The sequence below is a fragment of the Priestia sp. FSL W8-0001 genome (assembly GCF_038050335.1).
GTDB lineage: Bacteria > Bacillota > Bacilli > Bacillales > Bacillaceae_H > Priestia > Priestia flexa.
Map to the genome: position 1 here is coordinate 705,001 of NZ_JBBPAL010000001.1, position 19,947 is coordinate 724,947.

The following is a 19,947-nucleotide window of genomic DNA, read 5'->3' on the forward strand; positions in this document are numbered from 1 at the left end:
TGTTTGAGTAGCTTTTGTTTCGGTAATGAAAGTAGTACAATGTTGATTAAGTTAGTAGTCATCAGTTAGGAGATTAAGTAATGGACTTTGATACAATTAAGGAATACTTAACGCTTGAAGGTGTGCTTGAACTTTTAAAAGAATATCAATCATTTGGCATTATACCGGGATTATTACTTCCTATTCTTGAAGCATTTATTCCAATTTTACCTCTTTTTGCTTTCGTTATGGCAAATGCTGCAGCATTTGGCTTATGGCTAGGGTTTCTAATTTCGTGGGTCGGGTCATGTGTAGGGGCGATTATTGTTTTTCTTATCTTTCGTCGATATGGACAAGCTCGCTTCTTGAATTTTATCAGTAGACATGCTCAAATTCGAAAGATTATGACTTGGGTTGAACGTCATGGGTTTGGTCCACTGTTTTTAATGCTATGCTTCCCATTTACTCCGTCAGCTGCTATTAATGTTGTTGCTGGCTTATCTAGGGTCAGTATGTCACAATTCGTATTAGCAGTTTTAGCAGGAAAAATGGTGATGATCTTTATGATGAGCTTTATAGGAGCTGACTTTATCTCCTTTATAAAACAGCCTACAAAAGCTATTGTTGTTTTAATTGTTGTTTTTGTATTATGGATTGTGGGAAAACAAATAGAGAGACGTCTAAATGTTCGTACAAATCAGTAGTAAAAATGAAGAGAGATTTTCTTTTCTGAATTCATGATTTCGATTTTGTAGAATATATGTTAAAATAAGGATAAAATTAGCAGGTTTTGCTAAGTTCTCTAGAAGCCTTACATGTTCTTTACCTCACTTTAATCTGTTGATTTCCCTGTTTTCTGAAAAGTTATGAATGTTTTGGACAATTCTCTACTACATATGTTAGTAAAAGGGTTGTTTAATTCATCGCTTTTGCACATGCTTTACGAATACGACGTGCTTGTCGTCAAGTAAAAGGGGGCTATGCATAGTATGAAGGCAAGCCTGTTCTTACGAACGTTCATACTATGTGGTAGGAGATGAGATTAAAAGATAAGGTGGCAATTATTACAGGCGCTGCAAATGGATTAGGCTTTGAAGCTGCACGAATTTTTGCAAAAGAAGGGGCAAAAGTAGCACTCGTTGATTATGATCAAGCTTTAGGTGAAGAGAAAGCAAAGGTTTTACGAAATGAAGGTGGAGACGTCACGTTCTTTCAAGTTAATGTGGCAGATCGTGATAATGTAGATGGAATGGTAGAAGAAGTAGTAGAAGTCTACGGCAAGATAGACATTTTAGTTAACAATGCCGGAATTACCAGAGATGCAATGTTAACTAAGCTAACAATGGAAGACTTTCAAGCAGTTATTAACGTTAACTTGACTGGTGTTTTTAACTGTACACAAGCTGTTGTCCCTCATATGGTGGCTCAAGGTAGAGGGAAAATTATTAGTACCTCATCTGTTTCAGGCGTATATGGGAACGTTGGACAAACCAATTACGCAGCGGCAAAAGCTGCGGTCGTAGGAATGACTAAGACTTGGGCGAAAGAACTTGGGCGTAAGGGAATCAACGTAAATGCCGTTGCGCCAGGGTTTATCGAAACGAACATGGTAGCTGCTGTTCCAGAGAAAGTCATTAATCAAATGAAGTCGACGATTCCGCTTCAAAGATTAGGACAGCCTTCTGATATTGGCTATGCATACTTATATTTAGCATCAGATGAATCTAATTATGTAAACGGAACCGTATTACATGTCGATGGTGGAATTATGATGTAATAGGAAAAATAAACCGTTTTGGCAATGAGCCAAAACGGTTTATTTTATTGGATTTCTTTACGTAAGTCCAGTAAAATAAATGGTAACAAAAAGGATAAAAATCGATAAAAGTATAGAAAAAGAACTTGTTGAACGTCACGTTTTTTTGTGGCGTTCAAATTCGTTAGGGGTGAACAAGATGCTACAGTTTATGCTGGGTAGGTCTGGAAGTGGTAAAACAACAGCGTGTTTAAATGCTATTCGCCAAGAATTGGTGCGAGAGCCACTGGGCAACCCAATTATTTATATTGTTCCAGAGCAAATGACCTTCCAATCAGAGTATGAGCTTATCCAAACGCCGGGATTGGGCGGGATGATGAGAGCTCAAGTTTATAGTTTTACGCGTTTGGCGTGGCGAGTTCTCCAGGAAGCAGGCGGCATTAGCCGTTATCATATTGATCAAACGGGCATGCATATGATGCTCAGAAAAATTATAGAGCAACAAAAAGAAGAGCTCACTTTATTTGCAGCAGCATCTGAGAAAGAAGGGTTTATCACAAAGCTAGAACAAATGTTGAAAGAATTTAAGCAGTATGGATTAGAGCCTGAATCGTTAGGGGCTCTGCAACAAGAGCTAAAAGACAATAACGAGCACGTGCTAGCGGACAAGCTGCATGATTTAGGAATTATATATCAAGAACTAGAAAAGCAGCTGCTAATGAAATATGTAGATAGCGAAGATTATTTAAAACTATTAGCTGAAAAAATTCCGCTTTCCTCATATTTAAAGAAAGCAGTTATTTATGTCGATGGATTTCATCATTTCACAAAGCAAGAACTAGATGTCTTAGTTGAACTTATGAAAGCTTGTTCAGATGTAACTATCGCATTGACCGGAGATCATACACAAGCAAGTTATATACCAACTGATTTGCAGCTCTTTAGATTAACTGGAGAAACATATAGAGAATTAACAACAGCAGCACTAGAACATGGAATTGAAATAAAAGACCCTGTTTTATTAAAGGATAATATTCGCCATGCAAACAGCCCAGAGCTGTCTCATTTGGAGAAGTATTATGATGAGCGTCCAGCTGCTGAATTTTCTCAAAAGCCAACTCACATTTCTTTATATCCTGCTGTGAGTCGTCGTGCAGAGGTAGAAGGAATTGCAAGAGAAATTCAGCTACTAGTTAAAGACTCCAATTATCGGTATCGAGATATTGCTCTAGTTGTTCGAAATAAAAATGACTACGGCGAATTAATTGAAACCGTATTTCGTGATTATGAAATTCCATACTTTATTGATCAAAAAAGAGCAATGTTCCATCACCCAATCATTGAGTTTATTCGTTCCAGCTTAGAGGTAGTGAGTGGTTCGTGGCGCTATGAAAGTATTTTTCGTGCTATTAAGACAGATATGTTTTTTTCGATAGAAGCTGAGGTTGAAGCACTGAGAGAAGGTATGGATCAATTTGAAAACTACGTATTAGCATACGGGATTCAAGGTACTAAGTGGACGAATGGTGAAAGGTGGAAATACCGAAAATATCGTTCATTAGAGGATATGAATCTACCAAAAACGGATGAGGAAGTACAGTTTGAAGAAAAAATTAATGAGCTAAAAGAACTTGTTGTAAACCCACTTATGAAACTACAGCAGGCCTTAAAGAAAGGAAAGACGGGAGAGGAAAAAGCAAAAGCTCTTTATCTCTTTTTGACAGAGCTAAGCATCCCACAAAAAATTGAGAAGCTTCGTGACCATTGTGAAGAAAATGGAAAGGTACAGGAAGCACGGGAACATGAACAAGTATGGAAAGCTGTCTTAAACCTGTTTGATCAATTTGTAGAAATGATGGGAGAAGAAAAAGTGTCCATCAAGCTATTTGCTGAGCTTTTTGAGACAGGATTAGATAGCATGCAGTTTGCTATTGTCCCACCATCGCTTGACCAAGTCCTTGTTGCAAGCTTTGAACGCTCTCGTTTTTCTAATATTAAAGCTACCTTTATCGTAGGTGTGAACGATGGTGTAATACCAGCTAAGCCGCAGGGAGACAGTATTTTATCTGATCAAGACCGCGACGAATTATTCAAATCAGGTGTGACGCTAGCTCCAACTGGTAAGCAGCAGCTGTTTGATGATCATTTCTTGATTTATTTAGCGCTTGTAAGTTCTGAAGAAAAGTTATATATCAGCTACCCACTAGCGAATGATGAAGGGAAGTCTTTGCTTCCGTCTTTAGTTATTAACCGACTGAAAGAGCTCTTTCCACTACTTGAAGAAACGTTGTTAATGAATGATCCTACAAGTTTAGAAGAGGAAAAGCAGCTTGACTATATTGCGAATCCGTTGTCTACGATGGCTTATTTAGCAAGTAACTTACAGGCTTGGAAACGACATTATCCAATGAGCGATGCATGGTGGGACGTTTATAACTTTTATATGACTTCAGACTGGAAAACGTATAGTCAAAGAGTTTTGAGCAGCTTATTTTATCAAAATGATGCAAAGCGATTAAGTAAAAAGACGAGTGAGCGCTTGTATGGAAAACATATTCAAGCAAGCGTATCACGCATGGAGAAGTTTGAAGCCTGTCCTTATTCGCATTTTGCTTCTCATGGCTTAAAGCTGAAGGATCGAAAAGTATTTCAGCTAGCGGCACCTGATATTGGTGAGCTTTTTCACGCAGCGTTAAAGCATATTTCGGATAAGTTACGAACTGGTGAGAAAGATTGGAAGCAGTTAACGAAAAAAGATTGTCAATCCCTTTCAGCCACTGCAGTTCAAGAATTAGCGCCGCGCTTACAAAACGAAATATTGCTGAGCTCGAATCGTCATCAATATCTCGCATATAAGTTACAGCAAGTAATTGAAAGAGCGTCGATTGTATTAAGCCAACATGCAAGAGCGAGCGGTTTTGTACCAGTTGGACTAGAGTTAGGATTTGGTCCTAATGCAGAGCTACCTTCCATGACCTTTACGCTTCCAAATGGGCATACGATGGAGCTAGTCGGACGAATTGATCGAGTGGATAAAGCAGAAAGCTCTAAAGGGATACTACTTCGGATTGTCGATTATAAATCGAGTGACAAAGCGTTAAATTTACTGGAGGTCTATTATGGACTTTCACTTCAAATTCTCGCATATTTGGATGTAGTGGTAACTCACGCTGAGCAGCTTTTGAAAACTAACCAAGGTGCTTTACCTGCAGGTGTTTTATATTTCCACGTTCATAATCCGATGGTTAATAGTACAAATAGTCTGAGTGAAAATCAGATTGAAGAAGAAATCTTTAAGAAATTTAAGATGAAAGGCTTACTGCTAGGTGATGAAGAAGCGGTTCGCCTAATGGACGAAACGCTTGAGTCCGGTCATTCACAAATTATCTCAGCTGGTATTAAAAAAACAGGTGGTTTCTATTCGAATTCTTCTATTGCATCTGAAACGGACTTTACACATCTTAGACAATATGTACGTAAAAAGTTTGTGGAGGCAGGGACAGAAATTACTGAAGGTAAAATTGACATTGCTCCCTATAAACTTAAAGATAAAACACCGTGTGCTTTTTGTGACTATCGTTCGATTTGTCAATTTGATGAAGCATTAAGCGAAAATGAATATCGTCAGTTAAGAAATGAAAATCAAAATAGCATTCTAGAAAAAATACGAGAGGAGGATAAGCATGAGTCAGGAACGAATGAGTAAGCCAGCGGATTCGCAGTGGACAGATGACCAGTGGAAAGCCATTGTATCATCTGGGCAAGATATTTTAGTAGCAGCCGCCGCAGGTTCAGGGAAAACAGCTGTGTTAGTTGAGCGTATTATTCGAAAAATTATCGATCCTGAAAATCCAGTGGACGTCGACCGTTTGTTAGTCGTAACGTTCACAAACGCTTCAGCAGCAGAGATGCGTCATCGTATAGGAGAAGCTTTAGAAAAAGAGTTAAAGGTAAATCCATCTTCCTTACATTTAAGAAGACAGCTACACTTACTAAACCGATCGTCTATTTCAACTCTTCATTCATTTTGTCTGGAAGTTATTCGCACCTATTACTATATGATTAACTTAGATCCAGGTTTTCGAATCGCAGACGATACTGAAGCGGAACTCTTAAGAGAAGAAGTATTAGACGAGCTTTTTGAAGAGCAGTATAGCCTTGAAGGTAATCAATCATTCTTTGAATTGGTGGACCGCTATACGAGTGACCGTCATGACTTGGACGTGCAGCATATGGTTCGCAGATTATACGATTTTGCTCGTTCTAATCCAAATCCAAATAGGTGGTTAGATATGCTCCTTCGCCAATATAGCATTGATGAAGAAGCTACAATTGACTCTCTTCCATTTATGAGTTTTTTAATGGACGAAGTGAAAAAGCAGCTGAGCGGTGTTCAAGCTATGCTAAACCAAGCCTCTAGGCTCACAACCATGCCTGGAGGTCCAGCCCCAAGAAAAGTAAATATTGAAGATGACTTAGCTCAGGTTAACCGTATGCTTGCAGCTGGCACTTTTGCTGAGCTACATGAACATATGCAAGTTCTTAGCTTTACGCGTTTAAAGCCGTGTAAAGGTGACGAGTATGATGTTGCCTTACTTGATGAGTTTGGAGAGCTTCGTAAAAAAGCAAAAGCAGCTCTTGAAAAATTGCAAGGTGATTTATTTTCTCGTCCGCTCAGTGGATACATGAGTGACTTTCAGAAAATGTATCCTGTAGTAGAAGTTCTCGTATCGCTTGTAAGGAAGTTTGGTAATCGCTATGAAGCAGAAAAGAGAGCGAAAGGGCTCGTGGACTTTTCAGACTTAGAACATTATTGCTTGCAAATTTTAAGCCATTCTGTAGATGGAAGGGTTGAACCTTCTGAAGTCGCTTATAAATATAAAACGCAGTTTGTTGAGGTTTTAGTAGATGAATACCAAGATACGAATATGGTACAAGAGACCCTCATTCAGCTTGTGACGCATAATGATGGTAAAAATGGTAACCTTTTTATGGTTGGTGACGTCAAGCAATCTATTTATCGCTTTCGTTTAGCAGAACCGTTTCTGTTCCTTGGAAAATATAAAACTTTTACACATGACGGTCGAAAAAATGGTATGAAAATTGACTTGAATAAAAACTTCCGCAGTCGCTCTGAGATTATCGATGCGACCAACTTTATCTTTCAGCAGTTAATGGATGAAGAAGTTGGCGAAATCGCCTATGACAATGATGCATCTTTGAAGCTAGGAGCATCGTATCCTAGCAGTAGTGAGATGGAGTCTGAACTTTTGCTCATTTCCAAAGAAGGTGGAGCAGAGGAAGAAGAGTCGGATTTAGTAGGGTTTTCAGAAGCAGAGCTAGAAACAGCTCAGCTAGAAGCTCGCGCAATGGCTCGGAAGATAAAACAGCTTGTTCAAGATCGTTTTCAAGTATACGATCGTAAGCTAGATGTGATGCGAAACGTAACGTATCGAGATTTTGTTATTTTACTGCGTTCTATGCCTTGGGCACCACAAATTATGGAAGAGTTTAAGCAAGAAGGAATTCCTGTTTATGCAGATCTTTCATCAGGGTATTTTGATGCAACGGAAGTAATGATGATGATGTCTTTATTAAAAGTCATTGATAATCCATATCAAGATATTCCGCTTGCTTCTGTATTGCGTTCTCCAATTGTAGGCTTGTCAGATGAAGAGCTTGCTTTAATTCGTGCTGAGGATAAGAAGGGAACGTACTATGAAGCGATGAAAAATTATGTGCGCATATCTCCTGAAGGAAATCTTCAAGAAAAGCTTCATCATTTTTCCATAAAGCTTAGTGAGTGGAGAACAAAAGCACGTCAAACTTCTTTATCTACACTTATCTGGCAAATTTATCGTGATACAGGATTTTATGAGTTTGTAGGAGGTCTGCCTGGAGGTAAGCAGCGTCAAGCAAACTTAAGAGCTTTATATGACCGTGCACGTCAATATGAAGCGACGTCGTTTCGAGGCTTATTCCGCTTTCTACGGTTTATTGATCGTATGAAAGAGCGTGGAAATGATTTAGGAACGGCAAGGTCTTTAGGTGAGCAAGAAGATGTTGTTCGTTTAATGACAATCCATAGCAGTAAAGGTTTAGAGTTTCCTATTGTTTTCGTAGCTGGATTGAATCGTAAATTTAATCTAATGGATTTAAATAAATCTTATATTCTAGATAAAGAACTTGGCTTCGGTTCTAAATATATTGATCCAAAGCTTCGTATTACGTACCCAACGTTGCTTCAGCAAGTAATGAAACAAAAAATGAAAAAAGAAAGCATTGCCGAAGAGATGCGTGTTTTATATGTAGCGCTGACACGTGCTAAAGAAAAATTAATTTTAGTAGGAACTGTAAAAGATGCTGAGGCTCAAATGAAAAAATGGAGTCACGTGTTGACCCATGATCAATGGGAACTGCCCGCTTATATGCGTGTAGATGCAAAGTCTTATCTTGATTGGATTGGTCTTGCTCTGGCCAGACATCGTCACTTCGAAAAATGGATACCAGAAGAACAAAGAGCGGTGTTGCAAGAGGTGTATGAGCACAGCTCCAAGTGGGAAATTCAAACGATCCAAGCGGCGGAGCTATCTGAACAGCTTGTTGAAGAACAATTGGAGCATGAAGAACTGTTAGCTGCGGTACAAAAAGGTGATCAAGTTCATATTGAAAGTATCCATAAAGAACGCATTGAAGAGCGATTACGTTGGGAGTATGGTCATTTAGAAGCAACAACACATCGCTCTAAGCAATCTGTTTCTGATTTAAAGAGACAGTACCAAGCGAGCGGTGAAGAACAAGAAAGTCAGCTTATAACAGGCTTTAAGTCAACCATTGAAGATCGCCCGGCCTTTATGCAGTCGCATTCATTAACCGCAGCAGAACGTGGAACAGCTGTGCATACAGTGATGCAGCATTTACCATTTAAGGAATCGTTAACAATTGAAGCCGTACAAGAGCTTATTGATTCCCTCGTTACCAATGAAATTTTAACAACTGAGCAAGCAGAAAGTATTAACCCTTCTGACATTGCTCAATTTACGGAAAGTTTCATTGGACAACAGCTCAAAGAAGCAGAAAAGGTTTATCGTGAAATGCCGTTTAGCTTAAATGTTTCAACGGAAGAAGTATACGGGTGGAACGATAATGAAGCAATTTTAGTCCAAGGGATTATAGATTGCTTATATGAATGGAATGGTCAGCTAATCCTCGTTGATTACAAAACCGATGATATAAAAAATCGCTTTAGCAATGACTTTAACAGCGCTGAAGAAATCTTGAAAAACCGCTATGAAGTGCAGCTGAAGCTGTATCGAAAAGCGGTAGAAACCATCGTGAAAAAGCCGATAGCACATAGCTATTTATATTTTTTAGATGGTGGACATGTAATAGAAATAGAAGAGTAAAAAGAAGGCGAGCTTTTCGTCTTCTTTTTGTCAAGAAAAGGTGGGGAGCACATGAGGTTATTACATACGGCCGACTGGCACTTAGGGAGAACCTTAGAAGGTAGGAGCAGAATTGAAGAACAAGCTCAGTTCTTAGATGAGTTAGCTCAAATTGTAAAGGAAGAAAAAGTTGACGCAATTTTAATGGCCGGTGATGTATTTGATACCGTTAATCCGCCCGCAGCAGCAGAGCAATTATTTTATGATAGTATGTCGAAGCTGAGTGAAAAAGGCAAGCGTCCAATTATTGTAATTGCGGGTAACCATGATAATCCCGATCGCTTATCTGCAGCCTCTCCGCTTGCATTTGAACAAAATATTACGCTCATAGGTTTACCGACAACTGATGTACAAGAGATTTACCTTCCAACTGTTGAAGAAACGTTAAAAGTAGGTGCACTTCCTTATCCATCAGAATCAAGATTAAAGGAAATGTTGGCTGAGGAAGACGATGAATTGTTGCTTCGAAACTCATATGATGAGCGAGTAGGCGAAATCTTTTTAAAGATGAGCTCACATTTTACAAACGACAGTGTAAACATTGCCATGAGTCATATCTATGTTGCGGGAGGAAGCTCAACAGATTCTGAACGGCCAATTGAAGTAGGTGGAGCGTATACGGTGGCAGCGTCAAGCCTTCCAGCGGCAGCTCAGTACGTAGCGCTTGGGCATCTTCACCGACCTCAGGACATCAAGCGAGCTTCTACAAAAGCTCGTTATTCGGGTTCACCTCTTGCCTATAGCTTTTCTGAATCAGGCTATACCAAATCCGTAACGATACTCGATGCTAAGCCGGGAGAAGAAGTGAAGGTAACGGAAATTCCTTTATCAAGCGGAAGACCACTTACAAGATGGAAAGCGAAAAACGGTATCGCAGAAGTGTACCAGTGGCTGGATGAAGGAAAAGATAGCACTGCTTGGATTGATTTAGAGATTCACTTAGAAGATGCATTGTCTCTTGAAGAAATTCACCGATTACGTAAGCTGCACAAAGGGTTCATTCATATCCGACCGATTTTTAAAGAGGAAGAAACTGTTCAAGTTCAACAAGAACAGCGAAACGTTCCAATCGAAGAGTCGTTTGCTAAATTCTATCGGAAGCAAACGGGGGGAGCGACACCAAGCGACGAGTTGGTTCAACTCTTTTTATCATTGATTCATACACGAGAAGCAGAAGAGGAGGAGTAGAAGATGAAGCCAATTACGTTAACAATAGCAGGCTTGCACAGCTTTAGAGAAAAACAAGTTATCGATTTTACAAGCTTATGTTCTGGCGGTGTGTTCGGTATTTTTGGTCCAACAGGCAGCGGTAAATCTTCTATTTTAGATGCGATGACTCTTGCGCTTTACGGCAAAGTAGAAAGGGCAGCTAACAACACACATGGCATTTTAAATCACGCCGAAAACGAAGTAAAAGTTGCTTTTACGTTTGAATTAGAAAATGCAAATCATAAAAAGCGCTATACCGTCGAGCGTAGCTTCAAGCGTTCAGATGAAATGCGAGTAAGGTCAGCAACCAGCCGTTTTATTGAAATAGGAGATGAAACAATCGTACTGGCTGATAAAACAAATGACGTAAACCAGCAGGTTCAGTCGCTATTAGGTTTAACAATCGACGACTTTACGCGCGCTGTTGTATTGCCACAAGGGAAATTTGCTGAGTTTTTATCATTGAAAGGCACGGAGCGCCGTCAAATGCTGCAGCGTTTATTTAATTTAGAGCAGTACGGTGATCAACTTAACAAAAAAATTCGTTCAAATGTTCAGCTATTAAAAGGTGAAATTGATACGATTTCTGCAGAGCAGACGGGATTAGGGGAAGCATCAGAGGAAAGTGTTAAGCAAGCAGAGCAGGTCCTTCAAGAGCGTATCATTTTGCTGGAAAAGCGTGAGTGCGAACTGAAAGACATTGAAAAGTTGTACGATGAACAAACTGCGATTTGGAATGAGATGCAAATCAAACATGAATTAGAAGAAACGTTAAAAGAATTAAATGAGCAAGAGCTGCTTATAAATGAGAAGCGAAAACAAGTAGCTATAGCTGAAGAAGCAAAAAAATTGTTGCCATATCTAAACGCGTACGAGCAGCTTACGGTGAAAAAGCAAAAGACTCGTCAAAACGTATCAGCTATTCAAGAGAAGCTGCGTACCCAGTATGATAAGTATGAAAAAAGCCAGGTGGCGTATGACCAAGCACGGTTAACGAAACAGCAAGAACAGCCAAAGCTCTTTATTCGGAAAGAACAGTTAGAGCAAGCGAAAAAAATTCAAGAACTGATACAGGAGCTAGAAAAGAACTACGTTGAAAAGCAAGCAGCATATAACCAGGCCTCAGCTGATGTAAAAGAGAGTTTGGAAGTGCTACAAAAGCTTGAAGCACAGTTAGAAAAAGGGAAATTGCTTCAAAGTAGCTTGAAAAAAGAATTAGAAACGGTAAAAGTTTCTGACACAGAGCGTGAACAAGTTTATGAAGCTGCAATAAAAGCAGAAAAAGCAGTGGAATTAAAGAGAGTTATAAAAGAACAAGAAGAAAAAGTACAGAAAAAGCAGTTAGAGCTGAAAGCAACTGAAGCAAACATTGAAAAACAAAAAGAGTTAAAACAAAGTCAAGCTTCTCAAGCACAAAAGCTATTTGTATCCACTCAGCGCACGTATCATATCGTTTGTGAGCGTGAACGTGAATTTGAACAGCTTTTTAGCTCGGTAAATCGTCAATTACAGTCACTGCGTGAGCAACAAATGAAGGAAAAGGTTAACCACTTAGCTCACCAGCTAGCCGATGGTCTCAGTGAAGGAAAACCATGTCCAGTGTGCGGTTCAAATGACCACCCTTCACCTGCAGTATCTAATGAGGTACACACCAACTTACAATTGGATGAACAGATTACCAGTTATGAATCAGAGAAGCATATACTGGATGAGCAAAAGCAAGAGTACGGAGCGTTAAAACTTCGCTTAGAGCAGCTTCATTCAATGTTACTCGATGCTTACCCCGAGGTCGCTGATACGAAGTATGACTTGCCGGCTATCCAGCGGTTAGAAGAGAATGGCGGTGAATACAGCACTAGGTTAAAAATTGAGCTGAAAGCCTTACAGCAAGATTACATTGAAGTTCGCGAGAAGCAATCAGACTTGTTACAGCGCTATAAACAAAGTGAAAAGCAGCAGCAAGATTTACTGTTTAGCAAGCAGCAACTCATAAAAGAGGTGGAAAATTTTACTGAAGAGTTAAGTAAGCACAACGACCATCAGGATACGCTTATTAAAGAATGGCATCAGCTATATCCACATCTAGAGATGAATAATATTCATGAAGTTCAAGAAAAAATGAAATTGCGAATTGCAGAGGAGCGAACACTTGTTGAACGCATCAATAAAAGCTATCAGTTTTTTGATGAACACCAACTTAAAATTGCGCATACGAGAGAAGGGTATGATCAAGCAACGCGTAAGAGTGTTCAGTTAGAAGCAGAACAGAAAAACCTTCATCAAGCCCTCCAAGAACAAAAAAGCATGCTTACGGAACTTTCAAAAGCAGGAGATGTAGCGTCAGAGCTAAAAGAGGTTGAACAGCGCATTCGTGAGCTAGATCAAACGGAGAATGCCTGTTATGAAACGCTAAATGGTATGCAAGTGACCTATCAAAAGCTACAGGCAAATGAGCATGCAGAGCGTAAAGCATTAGAAGATTTGACAGAACGGTATGAAGAAGTTAAAAAACAATGGGAAGAGCAGCTTCAACCGTCAGGCTTTACAGAAAAAGAGGAAGTAAAAAAAGCAGTTCAAACAAGTGATGATATACAGAAATTAACTGAAGAAATTCAAGAGTTTGAGGATAAGCTAAAACAAGCCAAAGCTGACATAGCTAAAGTTGAGAAAAAACTTAATGGTAAAGCTATAACTAAAGATAAGTGGGAAGAAACTAAATCTCTGCTGGTAAACAGAAAAGAAGCGGTTAGCGAAGCAAATCAGCTAAAGGGTGGAGCAGAAGAGACCTTAAAAGATATGTTAAAGAGACATGAACGCTTTAACGAGCTTGAAAAGCAAAGGGTAGAGAAAGAAACTTTGTTTGAACAGTATCAAAAGCTACAGTCTGTGTTTAAAGGTAATACGTTTGTTGAGTATATGGCTGAAGAACAGCTGATGGCGATTAGTCGAGATGCTTCAGAGCGATTAGCTATTTTAACACGTCACCGCTATGCAATTGAAGTGGATTCTCAAGGTGGATTTATTATGAGAGACGATGCTAACGGTGGAGTTAAGCGCCCGGTCTCAACTCTTTCAGGAGGAGAAACATTCTTAACGTCTCTTGCATTAGCCCTATCATTATCTGCACAAATCCAGCTTCGGGGAGAGTACCCTTTACAATTTTTCTTTTTAGATGAAGGATTTGGAACACTGGATGGAGAGCTTCTCGATACGGTTGTGACGGCTTTAGAAAAGCTACAGTCCGATAACCTATCAATCGGAGTTATTAGTCACGTGCAAGAGCTTCGAGCACGCTTACCTAAGCGTTTAATTGTACAGCCTGCTGATGCTACTGGTATGGGAACACGAGTAGCCGTTGAAACGTTATAAAGGGAAAGGTTGAAAAGCAGTGGGGAAAAAAGATCGTCACGTTGGCTGGTGCGAATTATGTGAACGAGAAGATGTTGAAATTACCGTTCATCATCTCACTCCCAAAGAAATGGGAGGGACATTTGAGCCTACTGCTAACCTTTGTATTCCGTGTCATAAGCAAATACATGCGCTTTATACGAATGCAGAATTAGCGGTTCGCTTAAATACAATTGCTCTACTAAGAGATGATCCACAGATTCATTCATTTATAAAGTGGATTCAAAAGCAGCCATCTTCACGAGTGCCTAAAATTAAAAAGTCGAATGAACGAAAAAAAAGATAAAAAAACAGCTGACATTTCAGCTGTTTTTTTATGCATTGGCAACGTTGTTTTGATCTGCAAAATCGGGATCAAGCGTATTTGTTCCAGAGATTCCGGTATTGGTATTGACGAAGTTACCGGTGTTAACTGCTCCTGAGCCCGTACTCGTTTTTGATGAGCTTTTTGGGGACACATAAAAGGTATCTCCAAACGTTACAACACCGCCGCCCACGCTTGTAATACTAACAGGACCGATTAAAGCTGGCATAATATCCACCCTTTACTATCGTGATAATAATCTAGTGTATGATGAAGCGGTAAGATTTGTTCATCTTGTTGCATCGTCTTGAAGGGTGTCTTGAAGTTCACTGGCTGTTGTACTTAGCTGTTTTTCTAGGCCGATATCAGGAGTTTGTGGTGTATCTCCTTCAAGTTGGCGGATATGTTTAATTCGTGCTTCCGCATCAATGGTACATGTGGAGCCCACATGAATAACTGAAGAGAATGAGCATCCTCGAATAGTAACGCGGTCCACTTTAATAAGTGGGGCAGTATTATTTACTTGCATATTGATAAACTCATTTATTGGCTGTGGTATAGGCTCATTAAAAACATCGTAAGAATTGAAATCTCCTTCACGTCCATAAAATAAAGGATATTCCCGCTTTATTGCTAGGACACGCGTCTTTAATACTATATGAGTAGAATCTCCAATCTGGCATAATGAGGATGATAAAAGAGAATTTAATGTCAAATGATTGACTTGAGAAATTCTAGATAGCATAAAAAAGTCTCCTTTATGAAAGAGATAGTGGAACGTAAGGACCAATAATAAGAGATTCCGCTGGTGTATCAAATGTTGCTGATAAATTGATATAGTGAGCGTCTCCAATTAAAAATACAGAGGATGAAGATACGCCGGTGATATCAATGTTTCCAACCATTAATTCTCGATTGATGACGGTATAGTTCATTGGTTGTGACCGCCTTTCTTTAAGGAATCGGGTAAATAAGTTAAGAAAGCATCGATGCCTTTTTTGATATCTTCATAAATTTTCTCTATAATTTGAGGCTTAATTGCTTCAAAGTTTTGTTCTAATTCTTCAGGTTGAACTTGATTTAGATAATAGGTAATACGTTGTTCTAACTGCTTTTTTACGTCTTCAATTATAAAGTCGTAGTACGCTCCTTCAATGGTCATAGAGCGCTGGTCAAGAACATGCTGAACCATTGAATAGCCGTGTTGGTCAAGTTCAGACGTCATAGATGCGTATATATCTTCAACCCAATGTTTCAGCGTATTACGATCAAGTGGCTTTAGACTCGGGTTTTGTGGTCCTTGCTGTGGAAGCGTAATTTCAGGAGTTTGATTATTTATGATAATGTCTTCTAGATTGTCTGGTGTAAGCGGGTTTAAGCCAATGTTTAATGTGCCATCAAGGGAGTCGATTTTTAGTTGTTCAAATTTATATTCAATTTTTTCAATATTAATAGGCGTTTGTTCTTCTAACTCTTTTAACTGTTGCTCTAGTTTTTGAACGGTTGATTCAAGGGTAGCAACTCGCACTGATAGCTGTTCAATATAACGATGCATTTGCTGTGTATAGTCCATGTTTTTCATATTTGGCACCTTCTTTCACCCTGTATGCAAATTGTCATTTAAAGATGATATATTTTATACATATGGTGAAGAAGTTATGAACATGTCAGTTGTTCGGCCGAACAGGTGGGGTGAGCGACTGAGAATAAGGTGCTGGAACGGCTGAAGATTGTGTCGGTGTGAAAGTAGATGGAGAAACTGAGCCGAGAATCCCTTTTTTTTGTTCATCAGGGGCTGGTCCAGTAAAGCCACCTGTATTAAATAAGTTAGAGTTAGGTTTAATGATGCCTGCGCTGCCGATTTGTAATACAGATGAGTTACTGACAGCACTTACTTTTAAACTTTGGATACAAATGCTTTGATTTACATAGAAGTTCAATGGAGATAGCTCCTTTCTGTTAAAACTTAAGCATTAGCGGTAATGTTTTGGTCATTCAAATCACTATCTTGAACATTCGTTGCGCTTTGTTGGTTAATGACATGCAGGCGGTCTCCAGTATTAAACGATCCCGCTCCAGCGAATGTTTTAGCTGTTGAAATGGGAGCAATACTATATACATCGCCAATATGCAGAACTCCAGAAGAACCGACACTGTTTACGTTGACAACACCGACGATGGCTGGCATAAGCAAACATCCTTTTTCATTATAGTCTCTTATCATGGTATGAAAAGAATGTTAAAAAGTTCTTTCTGTTCATATGTATTCATATTTAAAGCGATATATGGCAGATATGTGAAAGTGATAAGTGCATTGTTGTTTGGTGCTTATGTGCAGTGGTGAGAAGGCATGTATTCGTGGTATGATATGGAATGAAAGGAGTGGATACGATGATTCATTTACATGTAACATTATGGACATTATTGTTGATTGGTTTTGTGGTAGCGGTTGTTTTAACGAAGTCTGGTAAAGGAAGAGGCGCAAAGATTGTACATATGATTACTCGTCTGTTGTATGTGCTTGTGTTGTTATCAGGTGCTCATTTGCTAGCAGACTGGTATCAGTTTAAAGGACAAGCTCTTATTAAAGGATTGGCTGGGGTTCTAGTGCTAGTTGGTATGGAAATGGTACTTGTTAGAACGAAAAAAGCGAAAGCAACGGGAGGTGCATGGGCACTTCTAATCGTAGCGCTTGTGCTAGTATTCTATTACGGATATGTTGTTTTAGGTTAAAAGCTGCTGATATAGGCAGCTTTTTTTGTTATTTGAAAGAGGGAAGGACGCATGCAACTGGGGTGATTTCCACTCCGGATTGTTCGCTTTCCACGGGGCTCGCTTTGAACTTCCTCGTCACTACGTTCCTGCGGGAAATAGAGGGAAAATTGAGATCCCGCAGCGCAGCGAGGAAGCTCAGGTTCCTCCCCGCGGAAAGCGAGTGGCCGTAGCGCAATGGAACGAACGTGTTCTGACAACGTAAAGAGGTGAGAAAAGGGAGTGTTCGTCTTTTGGAAAATTTGTTTTGTTATGTCCCATCCTCTTCACGTTATCTATTTATCATTTATACTGCTTGTTATACATCCTTATTTTAGATTGCGTTTAACAAAGAAATCGTACGGAACAAAGGATTCTTTCCGTACAATTGTATGGGCCCGCTAATGTCATGGGTGTGTTGTATTCTTTGTTTTGCTTATTGATGTATGATTGTACTTCTGCAGCTTAGTGAAGAATTAAATTCATTGAGCGATTTCCGTCGCTTAACGTGTATTCGAAGCGGTCTAAACCGTTTTCGCCACGTTCAAATAAGTGTTGAACGGAACAAATGATTTCTTCATTATCAAAGATTAGAAAGTTTGCTCCTTTTGTATCTTTATCTTCTGGCAGGAAACAAAGCGTATTGTGACAATAGATACAGTCATAAAGTGAGATATTTAATGAATTTAAGTGAGTTGTAAGGGTGTGAAAAGCTTCTTTTTTTAGGTGTTTCAGTAATTGCTCATATGCGTATGGAAGCTTTCTTGTTACGCGAAGCTTATCACCATTTTTAATTCGATAAATCATGTTGTGAATCTTAAATTGGTGGTCTGAGACGAATAGTCCCTTTTCCCAACTCATATTGACGTATAGCTCAACGGATTCGTTTAAGATATCGTTTAGCATAGATGCTTCATCTGTTTCCTCATCAAAGAAAATCCATTCTGAATCAATGTATTCAACAGTTCCCGTCATAAAAGAACGGGGCTGATTTTGTAGAATAGAATGTTTTGAATCACTCTTCATTTTACAAACCTCCATATACAAAATTGTTATTTGTTTGTATTTCCTAAAACAAAGGCGTTTATAACCAAAATAATTGAAATAAAATAGATGGACAAATCAACTGTGTGAATTCCATGCATACAATGGCATTATTTCATTCATTACAAAGCGCGTAAGGAAAGGATGATAACTAATGTGTGGTATCACCGGATGGGTTGATTTTAAACGGTCCTTGTTAGGTGAACAAGGCACCGTTAAAAAAATGGCGGAAACATTAGAAAAGCGAGGTCCTGATGATACAAACGTGTGGGTTCAACAGCATGCGGCGTTTGGGCATAAGCGATTGGTTGTGGTAGATCCACAAGGTGGCAAGCAGCCGATGACTAGACAGAAAGAGCAAAAAGAATATACGATTTGCTATAATGGTGAGCTTTATAATACAGAAGATATTCGCAAAGAGTTATTGAAGCGAGGGTATGAATTCCAAGGGCACTCTGACACGGAAGTACTACTAACAGCTTATGTTGAATGGAAAGAGGAGTGTGTGGACTATTTCAACGGAATTTTTGCTTTTGCTATTTGGGATGCGTCTGAAGAAAAGTTATTTATCGCACGTGACCGTCTAGGCGTCAAGCCTTTATTTTATCGATCGTATGATGGTGGAATACAATTTGCATCAGAATTAAAAGCGATTTTAGCTCACCCAGAAGTACCAGCTGAAATTGGCTTAGATGGATTAGCTGAAGTGTTAGGATTAGGCCCTTCACGCTCTCCAGGGCACGGTGTTTTTAAAGGAATTGATGAATTAAGGCCTGCTCATGCAATGACGCTAAGTAAAAGTGGACTTAAAGTGTGGAGATATTGGAATGTGAAAAGTGCAAAGCATACGGATTCATTAGCAGAAACAACGGAAAGAGTAAAGTTTTTAGTTGAAGATGCGATTGTGCGTCAATTAGTATCGGATGTTCCAGTGTGTACATTTTTATCAGGTGGAGTAGATTCCAGCGCCATTACAGCAATTGCAGCTAATTCATTTAAAGAGAATGGGAAAGGTCAGCTTCATACGTATTCGATTGATTATGAAGACAATGACAAATTCTTTAAAGCAAATGAATTTCAGCCGAACTCAGACTATACGTATATTCAGCTCATGTCTGATACCTTCCAAACCAATCATCATCGTTGCGTTATATCAACGGAAGACCTTGTGCATCATTTAACAGAAGCTGTAATTGTACGTGATTTGCCTGGAATGGCTGACGTAGATTCCTCATTATTATGGTTTTGTAGAGAAATTAAGAGGGATTTTGTTGTTGGATTATCTGGAGAATGTGCAGATGAAATCTTTGGGGGATATCCGTGGTTTCATCGCCAACACGACCTGCAATCCGATACGTTTCCTTGGATGCGTTCTTTAGAAGGACGAATGAACTTGCTACAAGATTCTTGGAGAAAGAAACTTAATTTAGAAGAATACGTAAGAGCTACCTACGATAAGACGATTAAAGAAGTGCCTGAACTAGATGGAGAATCAGGTGAAGATGCGCAGCGCCGCAAATTATTTTATTTAAACATGGTTTGGTTCATGACAACTTTATTAGACCGAAAAGATCGCATGAGTATGGGAGCTAGTTTGGAAGTACGGGTTCCGTTTGCTGATCATAGACTAGTAGAATATGCATGGAACATTCCTTGGGATATGAAAATGGTTGGTAATAAAGAAAAGGGGATTTTGAGAAAAGCATTAGAAGGGGTTTTACCACATGATGTTTTATATCGTAAAAAGAGTCCTTATCCTAAAACCCATAATCCAGCCTATACAAAAGCAGTAACGCTCTGGTTGGAGTCGCTTTTAGGAGACAAATCTTCAGCGCTTCATGAATTCTTTAATCGTGAGCAATTAAACGCGATTATTAAATCCGGTGGAGAAGACTTTAAAGTGCCTTGGTTTGGTCAATTAATGACAGGACCTCAGCTGCTTGCTCACCTAGCACAAATTCACGTGTGGTTTGCGCATAATAACATTCAAATTAAAGAGTAAAGTTATATAGCCTTTTGATTCAGAAATTTCTACTGAATCAAAAGGCTTT

General features: G+C 39.2%; 16 protein-coding genes. 9 read left to right on the forward strand and 7 right to left on the reverse strand.

From position 1 onward, the window contains the following. Positions 1-80: 80 nt before the first annotated feature. The 7 genes from MKZ18_RS03830 (at position 81) to MKZ18_RS03860 (ending at position 14,083) form a co-directional block, all read left to right on the forward strand. Positions 81-683, forward strand: a complete 603-nt coding sequence (locus tag MKZ18_RS03830) for a TVP38/TMEM64 family protein (protein WP_025911206.1) — start codon at positions 81-83, stop codon at positions 681-683. A 332-nt stretch (positions 684-1,015) separates the two neighbouring features. Then, a complete protein-coding gene (gene fabG, locus MKZ18_RS03835) occupies positions 1,016-1,756 on the forward strand; it encodes a 3-oxoacyl-ACP reductase FabG (protein WP_277716970.1) in 741 nt (246 codons plus the stop codon). Between the two features lie 178 nt (positions 1,757-1,934). Beyond that, positions 1,935-5,441 carry a helicase-exonuclease AddAB subunit AddB gene (gene addB, locus MKZ18_RS03840; protein WP_340842931.1) on the forward strand — a complete coding sequence of 1,169 codons (3,507 nt, stop codon included), beginning with the start codon at positions 1,935-1,937 and terminating at the stop codon, positions 5,439-5,441. Further along, positions 5,419-9,141: a helicase-exonuclease AddAB subunit AddA gene (addA, locus tag MKZ18_RS03845; RefSeq protein ID WP_340842930.1), complete on the forward strand. Its 3,723-nt coding sequence runs from the start codon at positions 5,419-5,421 to the stop codon at positions 9,139-9,141. The genes addB and addA overlap by 23 nt, the downstream gene beginning before the upstream one ends. Before the next feature lie 51 nt (positions 9,142-9,192). Continuing rightward, positions 9,193-10,368, forward strand: a complete 1,176-nt coding sequence (locus MKZ18_RS03850) for a metallophosphoesterase family protein (protein ID WP_340842929.1) — start codon at positions 9,193-9,195, stop codon at positions 10,366-10,368. A 3-nt stretch (positions 10,369-10,371) separates the two neighbouring features. Then, on the forward strand, positions 10,372-13,758 hold the full coding sequence (locus tag MKZ18_RS03855; protein ID WP_340842928.1) for an SMC family ATPase: 3,387 nt from the start codon (positions 10,372-10,374) through the stop codon (positions 13,756-13,758). A gap of 19 nt (positions 13,759-13,777) precedes the next feature. Then, on the forward strand, positions 13,778-14,083 hold the full coding sequence (locus MKZ18_RS03860; RefSeq protein WP_025911214.1) for an HNH endonuclease: 306 nt from the start codon (positions 13,778-13,780) through the stop codon (positions 14,081-14,083). 28 nt (positions 14,084-14,111) lie between these two features. On the opposite strand, the gene MKZ18_RS03865 is transcribed toward MKZ18_RS03860, so the two are convergent. The 6 genes from MKZ18_RS03865 to MKZ18_RS03890 all read right to left on the reverse strand — a co-directional run bounded on the left by MKZ18_RS03865 (position 14,112) and on the right by MKZ18_RS03890 (position 16,289). After that, positions 14,112-14,330, reverse strand: a complete 219-nt coding sequence (locus tag MKZ18_RS03865) for a spore germination protein (protein ID WP_025911215.1) — start codon at positions 14,328-14,330, stop codon at positions 14,112-14,114. A gap of 60 nt (positions 14,331-14,390) precedes the next feature. Next, positions 14,391-14,846 carry a spore germination protein GerPE gene (locus tag MKZ18_RS03870; RefSeq protein WP_025911216.1) on the reverse strand — a complete coding sequence of 152 codons (456 nt, stop codon included), beginning with the start codon at positions 14,844-14,846 and terminating at the stop codon, positions 14,391-14,393. 13 nt (positions 14,847-14,859) lie between these two features. Continuing rightward, complete coding sequence (locus MKZ18_RS03875) at positions 14,860-15,036, reverse strand: spore gernimation protein GerPD (RefSeq protein WP_025911217.1); 177 nt, start codon at positions 15,034-15,036, stop codon at positions 14,860-14,862. Then, complete coding sequence (gerPC, locus tag MKZ18_RS03880) at positions 15,033-15,683, reverse strand: spore germination protein GerPC (RefSeq protein WP_225002436.1); 651 nt, start codon at positions 15,681-15,683, stop codon at positions 15,033-15,035. Before gerPC ends, MKZ18_RS03875 begins: the two co-directional genes overlap by 4 nt. 85 nt (positions 15,684-15,768) lie before the next feature. After that, complete coding sequence (locus tag MKZ18_RS03885; RefSeq protein WP_061786000.1) at positions 15,769-16,041, reverse strand: spore germination protein GerPB; 273 nt, start codon at positions 16,039-16,041, stop codon at positions 15,769-15,771. A 26-nt stretch (positions 16,042-16,067) separates the two neighbouring features. Continuing rightward, the gene (locus tag MKZ18_RS03890) at positions 16,068-16,289 is read right to left on the reverse strand and encodes a spore germination protein (protein ID WP_076513419.1); all 222 of its coding nucleotides are present in this window, start codon (positions 16,287-16,289) and stop codon (positions 16,068-16,070) included. 203 nt (positions 16,290-16,492) lie between these two features. Here MKZ18_RS03890 and MKZ18_RS03895 point away from each other — a divergent pair, with 203 nt between their 5' ends. After that, on the forward strand, positions 16,493-16,834 hold the full coding sequence (locus MKZ18_RS03895) for a DUF1516 family protein (RefSeq protein WP_025911221.1): 342 nt from the start codon (positions 16,493-16,495) through the stop codon (positions 16,832-16,834). Positions 16,835-17,317: 483 nt separating this feature from the next. Here the strand turns inward: MKZ18_RS03895 and MKZ18_RS03900 are convergent, their stop codons facing one another. Further along, positions 17,318-17,878: a DUF2777 domain-containing protein gene (locus tag MKZ18_RS03900; RefSeq protein ID WP_025911223.1), complete on the reverse strand. Its 561-nt coding sequence runs from the start codon at positions 17,876-17,878 to the stop codon at positions 17,318-17,320. Positions 17,879-18,050: 172 nt separating this feature from the next. On the opposite strand from MKZ18_RS03900, the gene asnB reads away from it, so the two are divergent. Continuing rightward, on the forward strand, positions 18,051-19,898 hold the full coding sequence (gene asnB, locus MKZ18_RS03905) for an asparagine synthase (glutamine-hydrolyzing) (RefSeq protein WP_138117368.1): 1,848 nt from the start codon (positions 18,051-18,053) through the stop codon (positions 19,896-19,898). Positions 19,899-19,947: the final 49 nt, after the last annotated feature.

Bases quoted from the DNA above. Each gene is read 5' to 3' on its own strand.
- gerPC (WP_225002436.1), bottom strand. From the start codon at position 15,683: ATGAAAAACATGGACTATACACAGCAAATGCATCGTTATATTGAACAG.
- MKZ18_RS03875 (WP_025911217.1), bottom strand. From the start codon at position 15,036: ATGAACTATACCGTCATCAATCGAGAATTAATGGTTGGAAACATTGAT.
- MKZ18_RS03870 (WP_025911216.1), bottom strand. From the start codon at position 14,846: ATGCTATCTAGAATTTCTCAAGTCAATCATTTGACATTAAATTCTCTT.
- MKZ18_RS03855 (WP_340842928.1), top strand. From the start codon at position 10,372: ATGAAGCCAATTACGTTAACAATAGCAGGCTTGCACAGCTTTAGAGAA.
- fabG (WP_277716970.1), top strand. From the start codon at position 1,016: ATGAGATTAAAAGATAAGGTGGCAATTATTACAGGCGCTGCAAATGGA.
- addB (WP_340842931.1), top strand. From the start codon at position 1,935: ATGCTACAGTTTATGCTGGGTAGGTCTGGAAGTGGTAAAACAACAGCG.
- MKZ18_RS03850 (WP_340842929.1), top strand. From the start codon at position 9,193: ATGAGGTTATTACATACGGCCGACTGGCACTTAGGGAGAACCTTAGAA.
- MKZ18_RS03865 (WP_025911215.1), bottom strand. From the start codon at position 14,330: ATGCCAGCTTTAATCGGTCCTGTTAGTATTACAAGCGTGGGCGGCGGT.
- MKZ18_RS03890 (WP_076513419.1), bottom strand. From the start codon at position 16,289: ATGCCAGCCATCGTCGGTGTTGTCAACGTAAACAGTGTCGGTTCTTCT.
- MKZ18_RS03830 (WP_025911206.1), top strand. From the start codon at position 81: ATGGACTTTGATACAATTAAGGAATACTTAACGCTTGAAGGTGTGCTT.
- asnB (WP_138117368.1), top strand. From the start codon at position 18,051: ATGTGTGGTATCACCGGATGGGTTGATTTTAAACGGTCCTTGTTAGGT.
- MKZ18_RS03895 (WP_025911221.1), top strand. From the start codon at position 16,493: ATGATTCATTTACATGTAACATTATGGACATTATTGTTGATTGGTTTT.
- addA (WP_340842930.1), top strand. From the start codon at position 5,419: ATGAGTCAGGAACGAATGAGTAAGCCAGCGGATTCGCAGTGGACAGAT.
- MKZ18_RS03900 (WP_025911223.1), bottom strand. From the start codon at position 17,878: ATGAAGAGTGATTCAAAACATTCTATTCTACAAAATCAGCCCCGTTCT.